Below are 15820 nucleotides of genomic sequence, written 5' to 3' on the forward strand. Positions count from 1 at the left end.
TTCATTTTTACACGTGAGCGTCCTTGCTCCATTGATTGAGTAAAAATCCGGAAGATGACTCGAAAACTATTTCTTCCGCAGCAGGCGAATGGCGTTCGCCGTTACCAGCGCGGTAGCGCCTGAGTCTGCCAGCACCGCCAGCCACAGGCCGGTCAGGCCGAGCAGGGTGGTGACCAGGAAAATCCCCTTCAGCCCCAGCGCAATCGTCACGTTCTGGCGAATGTTGTTATGGGTGGCTCTGGCGAGCCGCACCATGCTTGCCAGTTCGGTCAGGCGGTTGTGGGTCAGGGCGGCATCTGCGGTTTCCAGCGCGACGTCCGTGCCGCTGCCCATGGCAATACCGATGGTGGCCGCTTTCATCGCCGGCGCATCGTTAATGCCGTCGCCGACCATCGCCAGCGGCGCGGTGGCATTCAGTTTGTTCACCGCCGCCACTTTGTCTGCCGGGAGCAGGCTGGCGCGGTAATCAATGCCCAGTTCGTTGGCTATTGCCGCCGCCGCTCGTGGGTTATCCCCCGTCAGCATCACGCCCTGAATGCCCAGTTGATGAAGGGCGGTAACCGCTTCACGCGCGTCGCTGCGCAAAGTGTCACGCATGGCGATGGTGCCCAGCAGCTGCCCTGAACGCAGTACCACGATGACCGTCTGGCCCTCTTCTTCCTGCTTCGCGATACGTTGCTGCCAGACTTCGTTGAGTGCCTGAGCGTCAAGTTTGGACGGTGAGCTGAGCAACAGCGTTTCACCCTGGATATTCGCTTCAACGCCAACTCCGGCCAGCGCGCGGTGATTTTCCGCGACGAAAGCTGGCAAATTACGCTGTTGTGCTGCGCTCACAATGGCCTGAGCCAGAGGGTGCGTTGAACCCTGTTCTACTGCGGCGGCGAGCGCCAGAAGCTGGTCTTCTTCAATCCCGTCAGCCACGGCAATGGCGGTGACCTGCGGTTTACCTGCCGTCAGGGTGCCGGTTTTATCGAAGGCGACCTGCTGGATTTGACCGAGACGCTCCAGCGCCGCGCCGCCTTTAATCAACGCCCCACGGCGTGCGGCTGCGGCAAGGCCGGAAGTAATGGCCGCAGGCGTGGAGATAACCAGCGCGCACGGGCAGCCGATAAGCAGCAGCGTCAGGCCTTTATAGATCCACGGTTCCCAGGTTTGCCCGAACAGCAAAGGAGGAACGACGGCGGTCAGTAACGCGAGAAGCATGATAATCGGCGTGTAAATCCGGCTAAAGCGATCGATAAAGCGTTCGATGGGCGCGCGGCGCTCCTCGGCTTCTTCAATCAACCGCAGAATGCGGTCGATGGCGCTGTCGCCGGGTTCGGAAATCACCTCCAACTGAACAAGGCGATCCACGCTGGTGCTGCCTGCGGCGACTTTTTCGCCCTGCTGGCGCTCTACCGGCACGGATTCCCCGGTTAAGGCACTTTCATCAAAGCTTGCAAAACCGCTGAGCAGGCGACCGTCGGCCGGCAGTCGGCCACCGGCGGCGACCTCAATAACGTCGCCGGGGCGAAGCTCGGCCTGAGCGACGGTTTCGCGCTCGCCGTCCCGGAGGCGAATAGCGACGTCCGGCTTTAACGCCATTAAGGCGCTTACCCCCCGGCGCGCACGGCTGGCGGCGTAGGATTCGAGACGTTCACCGATCAGAAACAGCAGCAAGACCATCGCTGCTTCGGCGGTAGCGCCGATAAACAGTGCGCCGATGGCCGCGACGCTCATCAGCGTTTCAATGGCAAACCAGTTGCCGCTGCGGATCAGGCGGACCGCCTGGCGGGCTATCGGCCACAGGCCAACCAGCGTGGTGGCGATAAACGCCAGGTTGCCGAGCGGGTGGTTGAACTGCTCGAGCCCCCAGCTAATCACCATCAGCACAATAAGCAGGATCAGCGGCAGGTTTTCCTGCAGGCTGCTGCTTTTTTCCTGCTTCGGCGCATTGCCTGCATTCAGGGTGTAGCCTGCGGCCTTGACGGCTTTTTCTACGTCACTGCGAACGTCGCGCGCAGAGCTGACCAGCAGTTTTTCGGTAGAAAACACCACCTGAACCTGCTGAACATCGCTCACCTGTTTCACCGCATTTTCTACTTTGCGGGCGCAGGCCGCGCAGTCCATCCCCTCAACGTGCCAGCTGTAGCGGCTGCCGTTGTCGGCGATTTCCGGCTCTGGATTTTGCGCAGAGCAGGTGTCATCGGCGCAGCAGGAGGGGCCTTCTGCCTGCAGCGGGCTAAGTTTGGCAAACGCAAACTGAGGTGGCTTTTTGCCGTCTTGGGGTGTGTTGAGCATGGCGCCCTCCGGTAATGATAATTTTCTCATTAGCGATGTTACTCTCTGGAGTCAACTCCAGAGTCAAGCCCCTTTTTTGCCTGATAACGTTTCTGGCTCACGGGCGGCAGTTTTCAGCATTGGCCTTTGCTTCCCCGGGGCGCTTCCCCTAGTATTATCCGCAGGTCGGGATGAGAATGAGTCGATGAAAAAACCACTGACAATCAAAGATATTGCGGAGCTGGCGCAGGTGTCCATCGCCACCGTCTCCCGGGTACTGAACAACAACAGCTGGGTGGCAGACAAAACGCGCAGCCGGGTCGAAAAAGTGATTCAGGAACATAATTTCAGCCCAAATTTACTCGCGCGCGGCATGATCTCGAAGAAAACCCAGACGCTGGCAATTGTCGTTTCGGATATCAGTAACCCTTACTTTGTGATGCTGGTGGCGCAGATTGAGCATGAAAGCTTGCGGCTCGGCTACAAAGTCACGCTGTACGACACTCAATCGGCAAACAGAACCTCTCGCGAAGCGCCGGTGGTGCCCGAAGAGCATATTTTTAATTCCATCACCGACAGCCAGATAGACGGCGTGATTATTCTGGGCGGCAACATCGACTACAACGATATTTCAGCGACCTATCTGCAGGAGCTGAAAAAACTCATCGCCACCGTGCCGGTCGTGGTGGTGGGGCGTAAGCTTCAGGGCGTGGAATATGCCTGCGTTGAACGTGACCAGACCGGATGCGTGAGGTTAGCGACTCGTCATCTTATTGATAAAGGCTACCGGCGGATTGGTTTTATCGGCGGGTCGAAGAATGTTTATATTACTCGCGAGCGTGAAGCGGTATTTCGCACCGAGCTGGAGTCAGCAGGTTTACCGGTAGAAAATAGTTTCGTGGTGCTGAATAACTTTTATTTACAGCATGGCTATGAGGCTATCGAATCGCTAATTGCTAACAATGAAGCCTTGCCGGACGCCATTGTGGCAATTAACGACCACGTCGCAAAAGGTGCCATCCGCGCGCTAAAAGATAAGAACCTCTTGGTGCCAGAAAATATCGCCGTAGTGAGCTGCGAATATTTTCCCGGCAGCGAATATTTTATTCCACGCATTACCACCGTTGACCATCAAAACGCGTTAATTGGCAAAGAGGTTATGCGGCGATTAATGGCCATCCTGAATCAGAATGCTGACGTGGCCGCGGCAGAAAAGATCCCTCTTAGCCTGACCGGCGGTGAATCCTCTTAGTTTTCAACGGCGGATAACGCTTTTTTCGGCGTCCGCCCGTTTTCCCTTCTGCGATATTTTTTGATCCCGCTAACAGTTGCGCGATCTGGCGTTGACAAGCCTCGCCCGACTCCTCTAGCCTAAAACCTGAAAACGTTTTCATGTTTTGATTACAGGAGAGCCGATGAAACCGACAATGATGACCTATATCCATGAAGAGCAGGCGACGTTAAGCGCCATGATTGCCCGCTATCCGTCCGATCTTCCGGTCCTGGAGGGGCAAAAGGAGTGGTTAGTTCTGGCTACGGGTTCCAGCATTAACGCCATCAAAAGTGCGAAATACTACGTGGAAAAGCTGGCGGACGTGCGCATCACGGTGGAGGAGCCTTTCCACTTTCAGCACTACGAAAAGTTCAGTGAGACGGCTGATTTGGTGATAGGCGTTTCCCAGAGTGGGGAAAGCACCTCGACCATCAACGCGATCCAGCATATTCGCCAGACTCACGCGGTAAAAACGCTGGGCATCACCAGCAAAACGGGCAGTGAACTGGCGCGAAACGTTGACCATGTGGTTGATATTGAAATTGGCGAAGAGCGCGTGGGCTACGTGACCAAAGGGTACGTTGCCACCATCCTGAAATTCATGCTGCTGGGCGTGTTTGCGGCTCGCCGCAGCGGGAAGATCGACGCCGAACAGGAAGCGGCCGAGCTGAGGAAACTGGGCGTGGCGGTGCAGGCTATCCCGGGCATTATCGCCGACACCGAAGTTTTCTTTACCAGGTGGCAGGATGAGCTGGCCGCCTCCCCGCGATTTACCTCCATTGGCTACGGGCCGAGCGTCGGCGTTATCAAAGAGATGGAAACCAAGTTTGCCGAGACGATTCGCGTTCCTTCCCAGGGCGTGGAGCTGGAAGCGTTTATGCACGGGCCCTATTTCGAAGTGAACGGCACTCACCGGATGTTCTTTATTGATACGCCGGGCCTGGCTCGCGAACGTTTATTGCTGCTGAAAGCCTATGAGCAGAAATATACCGACTACGTGTACACCATTAAGTTAGGCGAGGACCACGATCCACGCACGCTGGCGGTGAAAGCCGATGTTGATGAGTTTATTGCTCCGCTGATCATGGTTATTCCGTTCCAGATACTGGCTCACCATATTGCCGAGGCGAAAGGGAATAACCTTCCACAGCGAATTTTCACCGACTTTGGCGTTGCGGTGAAAAGCAAAACTAAACCGGGCGATTACGCCTGATACGGGCTGTACCCTACTCAACAATAATTTCCATACCTTGCTACTAAGGAATGATTATGGCTACCTTCAGTCAACTTGCCCGGCAGATAATTCAGCACGTCGGCGAGGCAGAAAATATAGAGCATCTTACCCACTGCGCAACCCGCTTGCGTTTTACCCTCAAAGACAAAAGTAAGATTAATAAAGACGAGCTTTATAAGTTGCAGGAGGTAGTCAAGCTGGTTGAAAACCCAGGGCAATTCCAGATTGTGATTGGGCCAAAGGTTGAAAAAGTCTTTCAGGCAATAATGGCGCAGATGGGTGAGCCTTCCGCAGAGGAGCCCGCCGCGCCGCAGGGCTCGGTGATTAACCGCCTGCTGGCAACGCTTTCGGCGATGTTCACCCCTTACATCGGCGTACTGGCTGGCGTTGGGGTTGTGAAAGGTATCGTGGTTCTGTTGCAGACGATGAACCTGGTCGATACCCACTCCTATGTTTTTACCGTGTTCAATGCGCTGTCGAGCGGCGTCTTCGTCATGCTGCCGATGTTTATTGCGGTCACCGCGGCGGAACGCTTTAAGGCCAATAAATTTAGCGCGCTGGCGCTGACGGCCGCGATGATCTTCCCGCTGACGGATGCCAGCGTGCCCGGCGCATTCCACGTCATGGGCCTGGCCCTGAACGTGAAAATCTACGGCGGGGCAGTGATCCCGGCGGTGTTTGCCGTGCTCTTCCTGAGCCACGTCGAACGCTGGCTGAAAAAGGTGATCCCTGAGATTGCCGCGCTGGTGTTCGTGCCTTGTTTATCGTTGATCATTAGCGGCTTTGTGGTGTTCACCGTGATTGGCCCGGTGGCTGATTATGTCGGCGTTGGCATCGCCAATGGCTATGCGTGGCTGTACAACCTCAGCCCGGTAATTTCCGGCGCGCTGCTGGCGGGGATTGGGCAGCTGTTCGTGGTGTTTGGCGTGCACTGGGGCATTATTCCACTGGCGCTGATTAACATTCAGGTCAACGGCTACGACACTATTATGGCGATGTTTATGTCGGCGGTGATGGGGCAGTTTGGCGCGGCGTTTGGCGCTATCTTTATTGCCCGCAACCTGAAAGATAAGCAAATTGCGATTTCCGCCTCGCTTTCCGCCTTCTTCGGCATTACCGAACCGGCTTTGTACGGCGTGAACCTGAAATACCGCATGCTCTTCGTGTTTGGCTGCATCGGCGCGGCGCTGGGCGGCGGTATTACCGGGCTGCTGGGGGTGAAAACCTACAGCTTCCTGCCGGTGCTGAACGTGTTCGAGCTGGGGCTGTTTAGCGGGCCGGATTCAAAGATGATTTATGAGGTGATTGCGATCGCGGTGGCGTTTACGGTGCCTGCGGTATTAACCATTATCTACGGCAAAACCCGCAGGCTGGAACCTGCCTCCCTGGCGGAAGACAGGCGTTAACCTCAGATATACAGGGCGCGAACAATCATGAAGTGCCCGGCAAAGTAGCAGGCGGCAGCAATCGCGCTGTCGCCTCTGAAACGATGCCGATAGTGGCTGACCAGCCAGACGATATTGCCCAGCAGCAGCAGGCTGGCACCCACAAACCCGGAGAAGCTTGGGGCCGTCGGGCGGAAGAAGTAAAGCTCGGCCGCCAGCCAGACCATCACCAGCGTCATGCCGATAAATGTCAGAATAGGCATGCGCAGGGCTTCAAGCCGCGTCCAGATAGTGGCCACCAGCAGCGCACCGATAATCAGCAGGGCAAGAGGCAGCGGCCAGAAGATGGCTAAGGTCATCTGGCTGGCGAAATAGATGGTATACAGCAGATGTGAAAGGAAGAAAGCGCCCACCGCATAGAGCAGGCGCTGGGTCGGTAATAGCGTGAGAGCATCGCCGACAAGCGTTGCCAGAAGACCCGCCACAATCAGGTAGCCCGCAGCTTCAAACATCGGCGCTTGCCAGGCCAGCAGCAGCAGCAGGAGCAGGGTGACCGGCTTGAAAATCCAGCGCTGCCAGGTGGACCCGCGCCAGGAAGCGTCAATGTAAATCCAGGCAGATAACGCAACAGCAATAAATGACCAAAGCATGGCATATCCTTATTCTAATTGTTGGCGTAACAGTATTCAGTCTAGTGGCTAAGCGTCGCAGATGACAACGGCGCGGCGCCAGGGTTATGCTTAAAAGTGTCTGACAATTAGAGAAAAAGCCATGAGTAAGCCTCCCATTTTTATTATCGCGATCGTTGTGGTGATAGCCGTTGCCGCTTCTTTCCGCTACCTGCAGCAGCGCCGCCAGAACATCGAAAACGACGCGGCACCGCTGAGCGTAAAAAAAGTGGTGGTGGCGACCAAACGTGAAAAACCGTCCAATGACAGGCGCTCGCGCCAGCGGGAAGTTACGCCGCCGGAGGACTCAATCCGCTATGAGATTTGGTTTGCGCCCCAGAGCGGCGGCATGGAGATGAAAATGCGGGTAGCAGCGGCGGAATACAATGCGGTAACGGTGGGAGATAAAGGCACGCTGAGCTATAAGGGGACGCGCTTTGTCAGCTTCGTCCCCGAAGAAACTCACTTGCCCTGACGCAGCTTTTTCTGCCAGATAAGCAGTTCAAACACGCCGAAGACAAAGATCTTAATCTGCTCAAGACGGCCAAGCGCCGGGCCGTCTTTTGGCTGCGTGGCTTTCAGCAGGCTCAGCTGCAGGCCGTGCATAATCACCATAAAGATCAGCGCGACGTTAACAAAAATGTTTAGCGGGCGCGGATAAGGGTGAATCAGGTTAAAAATCAGAAAACCCCAGACGCAAAGCATCAGCAGGCGGCCAAAGTTAATCAGAATCGGCATTATGCGGCTCCTTGAGCTTCACGAATAAACAGGCGGTAAGCCACCTGACCGGCGACTTTCTCACGGTGTAACGCCCAGCTTGCGGGCACCACCGGCAGACCATTTTCCACTTCACTTTCTACGTAAATTAGCGCCTCATCCGCCAGCCAGCCATTTTTCTCCAGCAGGCTAAGCGTTTCATCCAGCAGCCCTTTACGGAACGGCGGATCGACAAACACCACGTTATGCGGCGTGCCAGGCTGGGCGAGAACGCTGAGCGTATTGGCGTTGAGCACCTTGCCGTGGCTGGCTTTCAGGGTCGCCAGGTTCTTTTGTAACTGCTGGGAAACCGCGCGATCCATCTCAATCAGCGTTGCGCTGGCGGCATAGCGAGAGAGCGCCTCCAGGCCGAGCGCACCGCTGCCGGCAAAACAGTCGAGACAATGCGCATCTACCATTGACGGAGCCAGCCAGTTAAACAGCGTTTCGCGTACGCGATCCGTTGTCGGACGCAGGCCGGGACTGTCGGGAACCGGAAGTTTTCGACCGCGCCATTGGCCGCCGATGATGCGAATCTGGCCGGAGCCAGCGGATTGGGGTTTCTTCATTGCTCTCACTGCGATGCTAAATTTTGCGGCTATTCTAACGGTGCTCGCCCGGCCAGGAAACCTTAATCCGCCGGAGTGATGCCGCGCCGGGAAAGTGATAGACTAACGCACTATTTTTTATGCCCGTGGCAAGCAGAATCGGGTCTGTGCCATGAGTTAACAGCGAGGAGTGTAGTCGCAAATGGCGAAAGAGAAAAAACGTGGCTTTTTTTCCTGGCTGGGATTTGGCCAGAAAGAGCAGCAGCCGGAAGCAGAAACAGAACAAAAAGTAATAGAAGAACAACCGGTTACTGAACAGGCTTCCACACAGGATGAACCTCAACAGCCTCAGGCTGTTGAGCAGGATAAGCAGGATTTAGTTAGTGAGCACTCACTGGAGGAGTCCGAAAAGTTTGCCGAGCAGGTCGTGGAGGTTAACGAGCAGCTCGTAGAAGAAGCCGAAGAGAAGGCGCTTGTTGCCGAGCCGGAAATGATTCCTGAGCCGGAAGTGACCGTTGAGCCTGAGATTGTGGCCGAGCCAGAACCTGTGGCGGTTATTGAACCTGAGCCTGTTGTTGAACCTGAAGCCGTTGTCGAACCTGAGGTTATGGAACCTGCGGTTGTTGTCGAAGAGCCGGAAGCCATCGAACAACCGGTTGCCGCCGTTGAGCACGAAACGCTGCCGCTGCCGGAAGAGATTGTTGAAACCGCAGAGCAGCCGGACGAATGGCAGGCCGAGCAGGACGAGATCGTCAACGAAGAAGTGGCTGAAGCTGAGGCATTGTTTGCACACGAAGCTGCCGTTGAAGATGAAGCCGTTGCGCAAGAAGTCCTTGATGACGAACCGCAAGAAGAGGCTGTCGAAGAAGCTGCTCCGATTGCCGCGCTGCAAGAGCAGGAAAAACCGACTAAAGAAGGCTTCTTTGCTCGCCTGAAGCGCAGCCTTGTCAAAACCAAACAAAATCTCGGTTCCGGATTTATCAGTCTGTTCCGCGGCAAAAAAATCGATGATGATCTGTTTGAAGAGCTGGAAGAGCAGCTGCTGATTGCCGACGTTGGGGTGGAAACCACGCGTAAAATCATCACCAACCTGACCGAAGGTGCAAGCCGCAAGCAGCTTCGCGACGCCGAAGCGCTGTACGGTCTGCTGAAAGAAGAGATGAGCGAAATCCTCGCCAAAGTGGATGAGCCGCTGAATATTGAAGGCAAAACGCCGTTTGTTATCCTGATGGTTGGCGTGAACGGCGTGGGTAAAACCACCACCATCGGCAAACTGGCCCGTCAGTTTGAGCAGCAGGGTAAATCCGTGATGCTGGCGGCGGGCGATACCTTCCGTGCGGCGGCGGTTGAGCAGCTGCAGGTTTGGGGCCAGCGCAACAATATTCCTGTCGTGGCCCAGCACACCGGCGCGGACTCCGCCTCGGTTATCTTCGATGCTATCCAGGCGGCGAAGGCGCGTAATATCGACGTGTTAATCGCCGATACCGCAGGGCGTTTGCAGAACAAATCGCACCTGATGGAAGAATTGAAGAAAATTGTCAGGGTTATGAAAAAGCTGGACGAGGATGCCCCGCATGAGGTTATGCTCACCCTCGACGCCAGCACCGGTCAGAATGCGATAAGCCAGGCTAAACTGTTCCACGAAGCGGTGGGGCTGACGGGCATCACCCTGACCAAACTGGATGGTACCGCCAAGGGTGGCGTAATCTTCTCTGTGGCAGACCAGTTCGGCATTCCGATTCGCTACATTGGCGTCGGCGAACAAATTTCTGATTTACGACCGTTTAATGCGGGCGACTTTATAGAGGCACTTTTTGCCCGAGAGGATTAACAATGATTCGCTTTGAACACGTCAGTAAAGCCTATCTCGGTGGGAGACAAGCGTTGCAGGGAATCACCTTCCATATGCAACCAGGCGAGATGGCCTTTCTGACCGGCCATTCTGGCGCAGGGAAGAGTACTCTGCTCAAGCTTATCTGCGGTATCGAACGGCCAAGCGCCGGGAAGATTTTTTTCAGCGGCCACGATATCAGCCGCCTGAAAAGCCGTGAAGTGCCGTTCCTGCGTCGCCAGATTGGCATGATCTTTCAGGATCACCATCTGCTGATGGACAGAACCGTGTACGACAACGTGGCCATCCCGCTGATCATCGCGGGCGCCAGCGGCGAAGATATTCGTCGCCGCGTGTCTGCGGCACTGGATAAGGTCGGGCTGCTGGACAAAGCGAAGAACTTTCCTATCCAACTCTCCGGCGGTGAACAGCAGCGCGTCGGCATCGCTCGTGCCGTAGTGAACAAACCTGCGGTACTGCTGGCGGATGAACCGACCGGTAACCTTGATGATGCGCTGTCGGAAGGCATTCTGCGCCTGTTTGAAGAATTTAACCGCGTGGGCGTGACTGTTCTGATGGCTACCCACGATATGGGGCTTATCTCGCGTCGCAATTACCGTATGTTGACGCTCAGCGACGGCCATTTGCATGGAGGCCTGGCAGGTGAATAAACACAGTGCGCTCAACCATATCAAGCGCTTCAGCAACAAGCTGGACAAGATTAACCAACTGAATAAGTTAGGCGCTCTTGGCCGCTCGGTGAAAAAGCGTGGCAAAGGGCCGCAGTCCAAAAGCAAATCCCTGAAGGGCGGCGTGAACGAGCAGTTCCGCTATGCCTGGGAAGGGGCGCTGCAGGACCTGAAGAGCAAGCCGCTGGCGACTTTCCTGACGGTGATGGTGATTGCTATTTCCCTGACGCTGCCGAGCGTCTGCTATATGGTCTACAAAAACGTGAACCAGGCGGCCACCCAGTATTATCCGTCGCCGCAAATCACCGTTTACCTCGATAAGGCGCTGGACGACAACGCCGCGCAGCAGGTGGTGGGCGCTATCCAGGCGGAAGAGGGCGTTGATAAAGTTAACTACCTTTCCCGCGAGGAAGCGCTGGGCGAGTTCCGTAACTGGTCGGGCTTTGGCGGCGCGCTGGATATGCTGGAAGAGAACCCGCTGCCGGCGGTTGCGGTGGTTAACCCTAAACTCGATTTCCAGAGCACGGATCACCTGAATACGCTGCGTGACCGCGTGGCGAAGATTCATGGCGTCGATGAAGTACGCATGGACGACAGCTGGTTTGCCCGTCTCGCGGCGCTGACCGGCCTGGTTGGGCGCGTGGCGGTGATGATCGGCATCCTGATGGTGGCGGCGGTGTTCCTGGTGATTGGTAACTCGGTGCGCCTGAGCATTTTTGCCCGCCGCGATACCATTAACGTACAGAAGCTTATCGGTGCTACCGACGGATTTATCCTGCGCCCGTTCCTTTATGGCGGGGCGTTAATCGGGTTCAGCGGTGCGTTCCTGTCGCTGATCCTGTCTGAGATCCTGGTGATGCGTCTGTCGTCGGCGGTGACGGACGTGGCGCAGGTCTTCGGCACGAAGTTCGATATCAGCGGCCTTGGCTTTGACGAGTGCCTCCTGTTGCTGCTGGTCTCTTCGATGATCGGCTGGCTGGCAGCCTGGCTTGCCACTGTTCAACATTTACGCCGCTTTACGCCGGAGTAAAAAGTTTTTGATATACTCATTCCCTGCTACGATAACGTCGTCAGCAGGGAGTGCGTTTTACACCGCTGTGCCCCCTGCCATGCTGCAACAACCGTCACACTTTGTGTGTAATCTATTCACAGCTTTACATTGAACTTGTGGATAACATCACTGTCTGAGAGTACAGTGAATGCTACGGTTTGGCCCCTGACGTGTTGTCGGTGTGCCATAAGTCAGTAAAATGGCAACCTGTACGTAAGTCTCTAAGAGAGGGTTTGAATGACCAAAGAAATGCAAAATTTAGCTTTAGCCCCTGTTGGTAACCTGGAGTCGTATATCCGGGCTGCGAACGCCTGGCCGATGTTAACGGCTGAGGAAGAGAAGGAGCTGGCTGAAAAGCTGCATTACCAGGGCAGTCTGGAAGCAGCGAAAAAGCTGATCCTGTCTCACCTGCGCTTTGTTGTTCATGTTGCGCGTAACTATTCCGGTTACGGCCTGCCGCAGGCAGACCTTATCCAGGAAGGCAACATTGGCCTGATGAAAGCAGTACGCCGTTTTAACCCGGAAGTGGGTGTTCGCCTGGTCTCCTTTGCGGTGCACTGGATCAAGGCAGAAATTCATGAATACGTGCTGCGTAACTGGCGTATTGTGAAAGTCGCAACGACCAAAGCACAGCGTAAGCTGTTCTTTAACCTGCGTAAAACCAAGCAGCGTCTGGGCTGGTTTAACCAGGATGAAGTCGAAATGGTCGCCAACGAGCTTGGCGTGTCCAGCAAAGACGTGCTTGAGATGGAATCACGCATGGCGGCGCAGGATATGACCTTTGACATGTCTAACGACGACGATTCCGACGGTCAGCCAATGGCGCCGGTGCTGTTCCTGCAGGATAAATCCTCTAACTTTGCCGAAGGCATTGAGGACGACAACTGGGAATCTCACGCCGCCGACAAGCTGAGCGATGCGATGCAGGGCCTGGACGAGCGCAGCCAGCAGATTATCCGCGCGCGCTGGTTGGATGAAGACAACAAGAGCACGCTGCAGGAACTTGCTGACCGCTATGGCGTTTCCGCCGAGCGCGTTCGTCAGCTTGAAAAGAACGCGATGAAAAAACTGCGCGCCGCTATCGAAGCTTAACGCCGATACCGTACCGCGCACCGATAACGCCCCACTTTATGCTGGGGCGTTTTGCTTTTTAGCTTCCGGCATACATTCCAGCAGCACGGCAAACGCCGCCTCCATTTCGCTCTCCGGCAGGCTGGCAAACCCCATCAATAACCCCTTCTTGCGCTGCCCGGTCAGGTAGTAACGCGACAGCGGCCGCACCAGAATATTGCGGGCGTTGGCACGTTGCGCAATCGCCACATCATCGGCCTCATCCGGCAGGTTCAAAATCAGATGCAGCCCGGCGTTGTCGCTGAAATCGGACAGCGCCTGAGGCCCGCAGTGGCGGGAGATAAGCTCGGTCAGGAAGGCGCGGCGACGGCCGTACAGCAGGCGCATACGGCGAATATGGGCCGAATAGTGCCCGGCAGTAATAAATTCCGCCAGCGCCTGCTGGATAAGCGAGTGGCCGCCGCGATACAGCTCCGCATGCGCTGTTTTCAGGTCATTTATCAGCGGGCGCGGCAGCACCACGTAGCCGAGCCTGAGCCCTGGATAAAGCGTTTTGCTGAAGGTACCGATGTAAACCACCGGCGCCTCGGCGACCAGCCCCTGCAGAGCGGGGATCGGCTGGCCTGAGAAGCGAAACTCGCTGTCGTAATCATCTTCAATAATCCAGCTTCCGTGCTGGCGGGCAAGGGCCAGCAGGCGCTGACGACGCTCCAGACTCATCACCGCGCCCAGCGGGTACTGATGAGACGGCGTGACGAAGATTAAGCGCGGCGCTTCTGTTACCGTCTCCGGCGGGCAAAGGCCGTTCGCGTCGACGGTGAGCGGTGTGATCCGCACGTCATTCATCGTCAGCACGTGACGAATTCCCCAGTAAGAAGGCTCTTCGATCCACGCCAGATCGCCCCTGTCGCACAGCATCCGGGTGACCAGATCGATAGCCTGGTGGATCCCTTCGGTGATAAGAATTTGGTCGACCTGGCAGTTTACGCCGCGTGAAACCCGCAGGTAGTCGACAAGGGCATGCTGCAGCTCAGGCGTACCGCCGTTGCAGCTATAGCTCAGGCGTTCGGGTTTAGGACGGCGGCTGATGCGCGCCTGAATCTTGCTGAATAGCGGATGAGGGAAAGCGTTAACGTCCGGGACGCCCGGAATAAACGCTCCCCACTGGCGCGGGCTGGCGCTGACCTGGGACAAAAGATGCAGGCCGCGGCGGGAAATTGAAACCTCCGGGGCAGGGGGCGCGCCGCTTTCGCCAACGTTCCCTGCGGAGGTGAAGCGATCCGGCAGCGTTTTTTCAACAAATGTTCCGCTGCCCTGGCGGGAGGAAACGTACCCCTCAGTCATAAGCTGCTCGTAAACTGTTAATACAGTGTTACGAGAAATACTGAGTTCGCTGGCCAGATCGCGGGAGGCGGGCAGGCGGCCATGGGGCGGCAATGAACCATCCAGAATTGAGCGGCGTAGCGCATTGTAAAGGCGCTTATGCAGCAGATTGTCGGTCTCTTCCTGCAGCCGGACAAGAATCAAATCACCCACTAAATCTCGCAATTGGATCCCTCAGATAATCTGAATTGGTACTCGATTATAGGGCCAATACCTGTGTAAATAAACGACATTGTTTCTGATTTGTTGCGATAAAGTGACTGACATAACAGGAGAGACCAAGGTGAAAAGTGCAGAGCTGAATCAGCGTCGTTTACAGGCCACGCCGCGCGGCGTGGGCGTGATGTGTAGCTACTTTGCAGAGAAGGCTGAGAACGCCACCCTGTGGGATGTGGAAGGCAATGAAGTTATTGATTTTGCCGCCGGGATTGCGGTGCTGAACACCGGTCATCGTCATCCGAAAGTGATTGCCGCCGTGGAGAAACAGCTACAGGCCTTTACCCACACGGCTTACCAGATTGTCCCTTATGAAAGCTATGTATCGCTGGCCGAGCGCATTAACGATCTGGCACCTATCGACGGCCCGGCGAAAACCGCGTTCTTCACCACCGGTGCAGAAGCCGTTGAGAATGCTGTAAAAATTGCTCGTGCCTACACCAAACGTCCCGGCCTGATTACCTTTGGCGGCGGCTTCCATGGCCGTACCTTTATGACCATGGCGCTGACCGGCAAAGTGGCGCCTTACAAAATCGGTTTCGGCCCATTCCCAGGCTCCGTTTACCACGCGGTTTACCCCAATGCCGCGCACGGCGTAACGACTGAGGATGCGCTGAAAAGTCTCGACCGTATCTTTAAAGCGGATATCGCCGCCGATCAGGTTGCGGCCATTGTGCTGGAGCCGATTCAGGGCGAAGGCGGCTTCAACGTTGCCCCACCTGAATTTATGCAGGCGCTGCGCAAGCTGTGCGATACCCACGGCATTCTGCTGATTGCCGATGAAGTACAGACCGGCTTCGCGCGCACCGGCAAGCTGTTCGCCATGGATTATTACGACGTTAAGGCCGACCTGATGACGATGGCGAAAAGCCTGGCCGGTGGTTTCCCGCTGTCCGGCGTTGTGGGTCGCGCTGAAGTGATGGATGCACCTGCGCCTGGTGGCCTGGGCGGCACTTATGCAGGTAACCCGCTGGCGGTTGCTGCGGCTCATGCTGTGCTGGACGTGATTAAAGAAGAGCAGCTGTGCAAGCGTGCAAACCAGCTTGGCGAACACCTGAAAGAGGTGCTGAACCAGGCTCGCCAAGGCTGCCCGGCCATTGTTGACGTACGCGGGCAAGGCTCGATGGTGGCGGTGGAGTTTAACGATCCGCAGACCGGGAAACCTTCGCCGGAATTTACCCGCGAAGTTCAGCTGAAGGCTCAGGAACAAGGGCTGCTGCTGCTGAGCTGCGGCGTCTACGGTAACGTTATCCGCTTCCTTTATCCTCTGACCATTCCTGATGCTCAGTTCACCAAAGCGCTGGCCATTCTGTCCCAGGTGCTGAAGGGCTAAAGCCCCGTACTGTGCGGCGGCAGGGAAGCCCGTCATAACACAAGGTTTTGTTGCCCAGCGTGAAGTGGTTTATCACCCTGATATCCCCTGTTTTCCGGCGGGCGTTACCGCCGGAGTAATACG

General features: G+C 56.1%; 14 protein-coding genes. 9 read left to right on the plus strand and 5 right to left on the minus strand.

Features of this window, described 5'->3' with window-relative positions; translation table 11 throughout:
* Positions 1-66: 66 nt before the first annotated feature.
* Positions 67-2280, minus strand: a complete 2214-nt coding sequence (zntA, locus tag JT31_RS13310) for a Zn(II)/Cd(II)/Pb(II) translocating P-type ATPase ZntA (RefSeq protein WP_038477865.1) — start codon at positions 2278-2280, stop codon at positions 67-69.
* 184 nt (positions 2281-2464) lie between these two features.
* Between zntA and JT31_RS13315 the strand changes: the two genes are divergently transcribed.
* The 3 genes from JT31_RS13315 to JT31_RS13325 all read left to right on the plus strand — a co-directional run bounded on the left by JT31_RS13315 (position 2465) and on the right by JT31_RS13325 (position 6172).
* Positions 2465-3511, plus strand: a complete 1047-nt coding sequence (locus JT31_RS13315; RefSeq protein ID WP_038477868.1) for a LacI family DNA-binding transcriptional regulator — start codon at positions 2465-2467, stop codon at positions 3509-3511.
* Positions 3512-3674: 163 nt separating this feature from the next.
* The gene (locus tag JT31_RS13320; RefSeq protein WP_038477871.1) at positions 3675-4745 is read left to right on the plus strand and encodes an SIS domain-containing protein; all 1071 of its coding nucleotides are present in this window, start codon (positions 3675-3677) and stop codon (positions 4743-4745) included.
* A gap of 56 nt (positions 4746-4801) precedes the next feature.
* Positions 4802-6172, plus strand: a complete 1371-nt coding sequence (locus JT31_RS13325; RefSeq protein WP_235212875.1) for a PTS transporter subunit EIIC — start codon at positions 4802-4804, stop codon at positions 6170-6172.
* Positions 6173-6174: 2 nt separating this feature from the next.
* Here JT31_RS13325 and JT31_RS13330 read toward each other — a convergent pair whose 3' ends face one another.
* Positions 6175-6801, minus strand: a complete 627-nt coding sequence (locus JT31_RS13330) for a lysoplasmalogenase (protein WP_038477877.1) — start codon at positions 6799-6801, stop codon at positions 6175-6177.
* 121 nt (positions 6802-6922) lie between these two features.
* Between JT31_RS13330 and JT31_RS13335 the strand changes: the two genes are divergently transcribed.
* Positions 6923-7294, plus strand: a complete 372-nt coding sequence (locus JT31_RS13335) for a DUF2500 domain-containing protein (protein ID WP_038477889.1) — start codon at positions 6923-6925, stop codon at positions 7292-7294.
* Here the strand turns inward: JT31_RS13335 and JT31_RS13340 are convergent.
* Together JT31_RS13340 and rsmD are read right to left on the minus strand one after the other, a co-directional pair.
* Positions 7282-7551 (minus strand): DUF1145 family protein, encoded by a 270-nt coding sequence (locus JT31_RS13340; RefSeq protein WP_167549842.1) that lies wholly within the window; start codon positions 7549-7551, stop codon positions 7282-7284. The two genes, JT31_RS13335 and JT31_RS13340, sit on opposite strands and share 13 nt — an antisense overlap.
* A gap of 5 nt (positions 7552-7556) precedes the next feature.
* Positions 7557-8144 carry a 16S rRNA (guanine(966)-N(2))-methyltransferase gene (gene rsmD, locus JT31_RS13345; protein ID WP_038477895.1) on the minus strand — a complete coding sequence of 196 codons (588 nt, stop codon included), beginning with the start codon at positions 8142-8144 and terminating at the stop codon, positions 7557-7559.
* A gap of 181 nt (positions 8145-8325) precedes the next feature.
* Between rsmD and ftsY the strand changes: the two genes are divergently transcribed.
* The 4 genes from ftsY (at position 8326) to rpoH (ending at position 12786) form a co-directional block, all read left to right on the plus strand.
* Positions 8326-9954, plus strand: a complete 1629-nt coding sequence (gene ftsY, locus JT31_RS13350) for a signal recognition particle-docking protein FtsY (RefSeq protein ID WP_038477898.1) — start codon at positions 8326-8328, stop codon at positions 9952-9954.
* A gap of 2 nt (positions 9955-9956) precedes the next feature.
* Positions 9957-10625: a cell division ATP-binding protein FtsE gene (ftsE, locus tag JT31_RS13355; RefSeq protein ID WP_038477901.1), complete on the plus strand. Its 669-nt coding sequence runs from the start codon at positions 9957-9959 to the stop codon at positions 10623-10625.
* Positions 10618-11673, plus strand: coding sequence for a permease-like cell division protein FtsX (gene ftsX, locus JT31_RS13360; RefSeq protein WP_038483115.1), 1056 nt, complete (start codon positions 10618-10620; stop codon positions 11671-11673). The genes ftsE and ftsX overlap by 8 nt, the downstream gene beginning before the upstream one ends.
* A 258-nt stretch (positions 11674-11931) precedes the next feature.
* Positions 11932-12786, plus strand: coding sequence for an RNA polymerase sigma factor RpoH (rpoH, locus tag JT31_RS13365; RefSeq protein ID WP_038477904.1), 855 nt, complete (start codon positions 11932-11934; stop codon positions 12784-12786).
* 36 nt (positions 12787-12822) lie between these two features.
* Here the strand turns inward: rpoH and JT31_RS13370 are convergent, their stop codons facing one another.
* On the minus strand, positions 12823-14313 hold the full coding sequence (locus tag JT31_RS13370) for a PLP-dependent aminotransferase family protein (RefSeq protein ID WP_038477907.1): 1491 nt from the start codon (positions 14311-14313) through the stop codon (positions 12823-12825).
* 118 nt (positions 14314-14431) lie between these two features.
* Between JT31_RS13370 and JT31_RS13375 the strand changes: the two genes are divergently transcribed.
* Complete coding sequence (locus tag JT31_RS13375) at positions 14432-15697, plus strand: 4-aminobutyrate--2-oxoglutarate transaminase (RefSeq protein WP_038477910.1); 1266 nt, start codon at positions 14432-14434, stop codon at positions 15695-15697.
* Positions 15698-15820: the final 123 nt, after the last annotated feature.

The organism is Cedecea neteri (genome assembly GCF_000757825.1).
Taxonomy (GTDB): Bacteria; Pseudomonadota; Gammaproteobacteria; order Enterobacterales; family Enterobacteriaceae; genus Cedecea; species Cedecea selenatireducens.

What these genes read in the sequence shown, in the direction of transcription:
- zntA (WP_038477865.1), bottom strand. Translation starts at nt 2,280, where the DNA reads ATGCTCAACACACCCCAAGACGGCAAAAAGCCACCTCAGTTTGCGTTT.
- JT31_RS13325 (WP_235212875.1), top strand. Translation starts at nt 4,802, where the DNA reads ATGGCTACCTTCAGTCAACTTGCCCGGCAGATAATTCAGCACGTCGGC.
- JT31_RS13330 (WP_038477877.1), bottom strand. Translation starts at nt 6,801, where the DNA reads ATGCTTTGGTCATTTATTGCTGTTGCGTTATCTGCCTGGATTTACATT.
- JT31_RS13335 (WP_038477889.1), top strand. Translation starts at nt 6,923, where the DNA reads ATGAGTAAGCCTCCCATTTTTATTATCGCGATCGTTGTGGTGATAGCC.
- JT31_RS13315 (WP_038477868.1), top strand. Translation starts at nt 2,465, where the DNA reads ATGAAAAAACCACTGACAATCAAAGATATTGCGGAGCTGGCGCAGGTG.
- rpoH (WP_038477904.1), top strand. Translation starts at nt 11,932, where the DNA reads ATGACCAAAGAAATGCAAAATTTAGCTTTAGCCCCTGTTGGTAACCTG.
- ftsY (WP_038477898.1), top strand. Translation starts at nt 8,326, where the DNA reads ATGGCGAAAGAGAAAAAACGTGGCTTTTTTTCCTGGCTGGGATTTGGC.
- JT31_RS13320 (WP_038477871.1), top strand. Translation starts at nt 3,675, where the DNA reads ATGAAACCGACAATGATGACCTATATCCATGAAGAGCAGGCGACGTTA.
- rsmD (WP_038477895.1), bottom strand. Translation starts at nt 8,144, where the DNA reads ATGAAGAAACCCCAATCCGCTGGCTCCGGCCAGATTCGCATCATCGGC.
- ftsE (WP_038477901.1), top strand. Translation starts at nt 9,957, where the DNA reads ATGATTCGCTTTGAACACGTCAGTAAAGCCTATCTCGGTGGGAGACAA.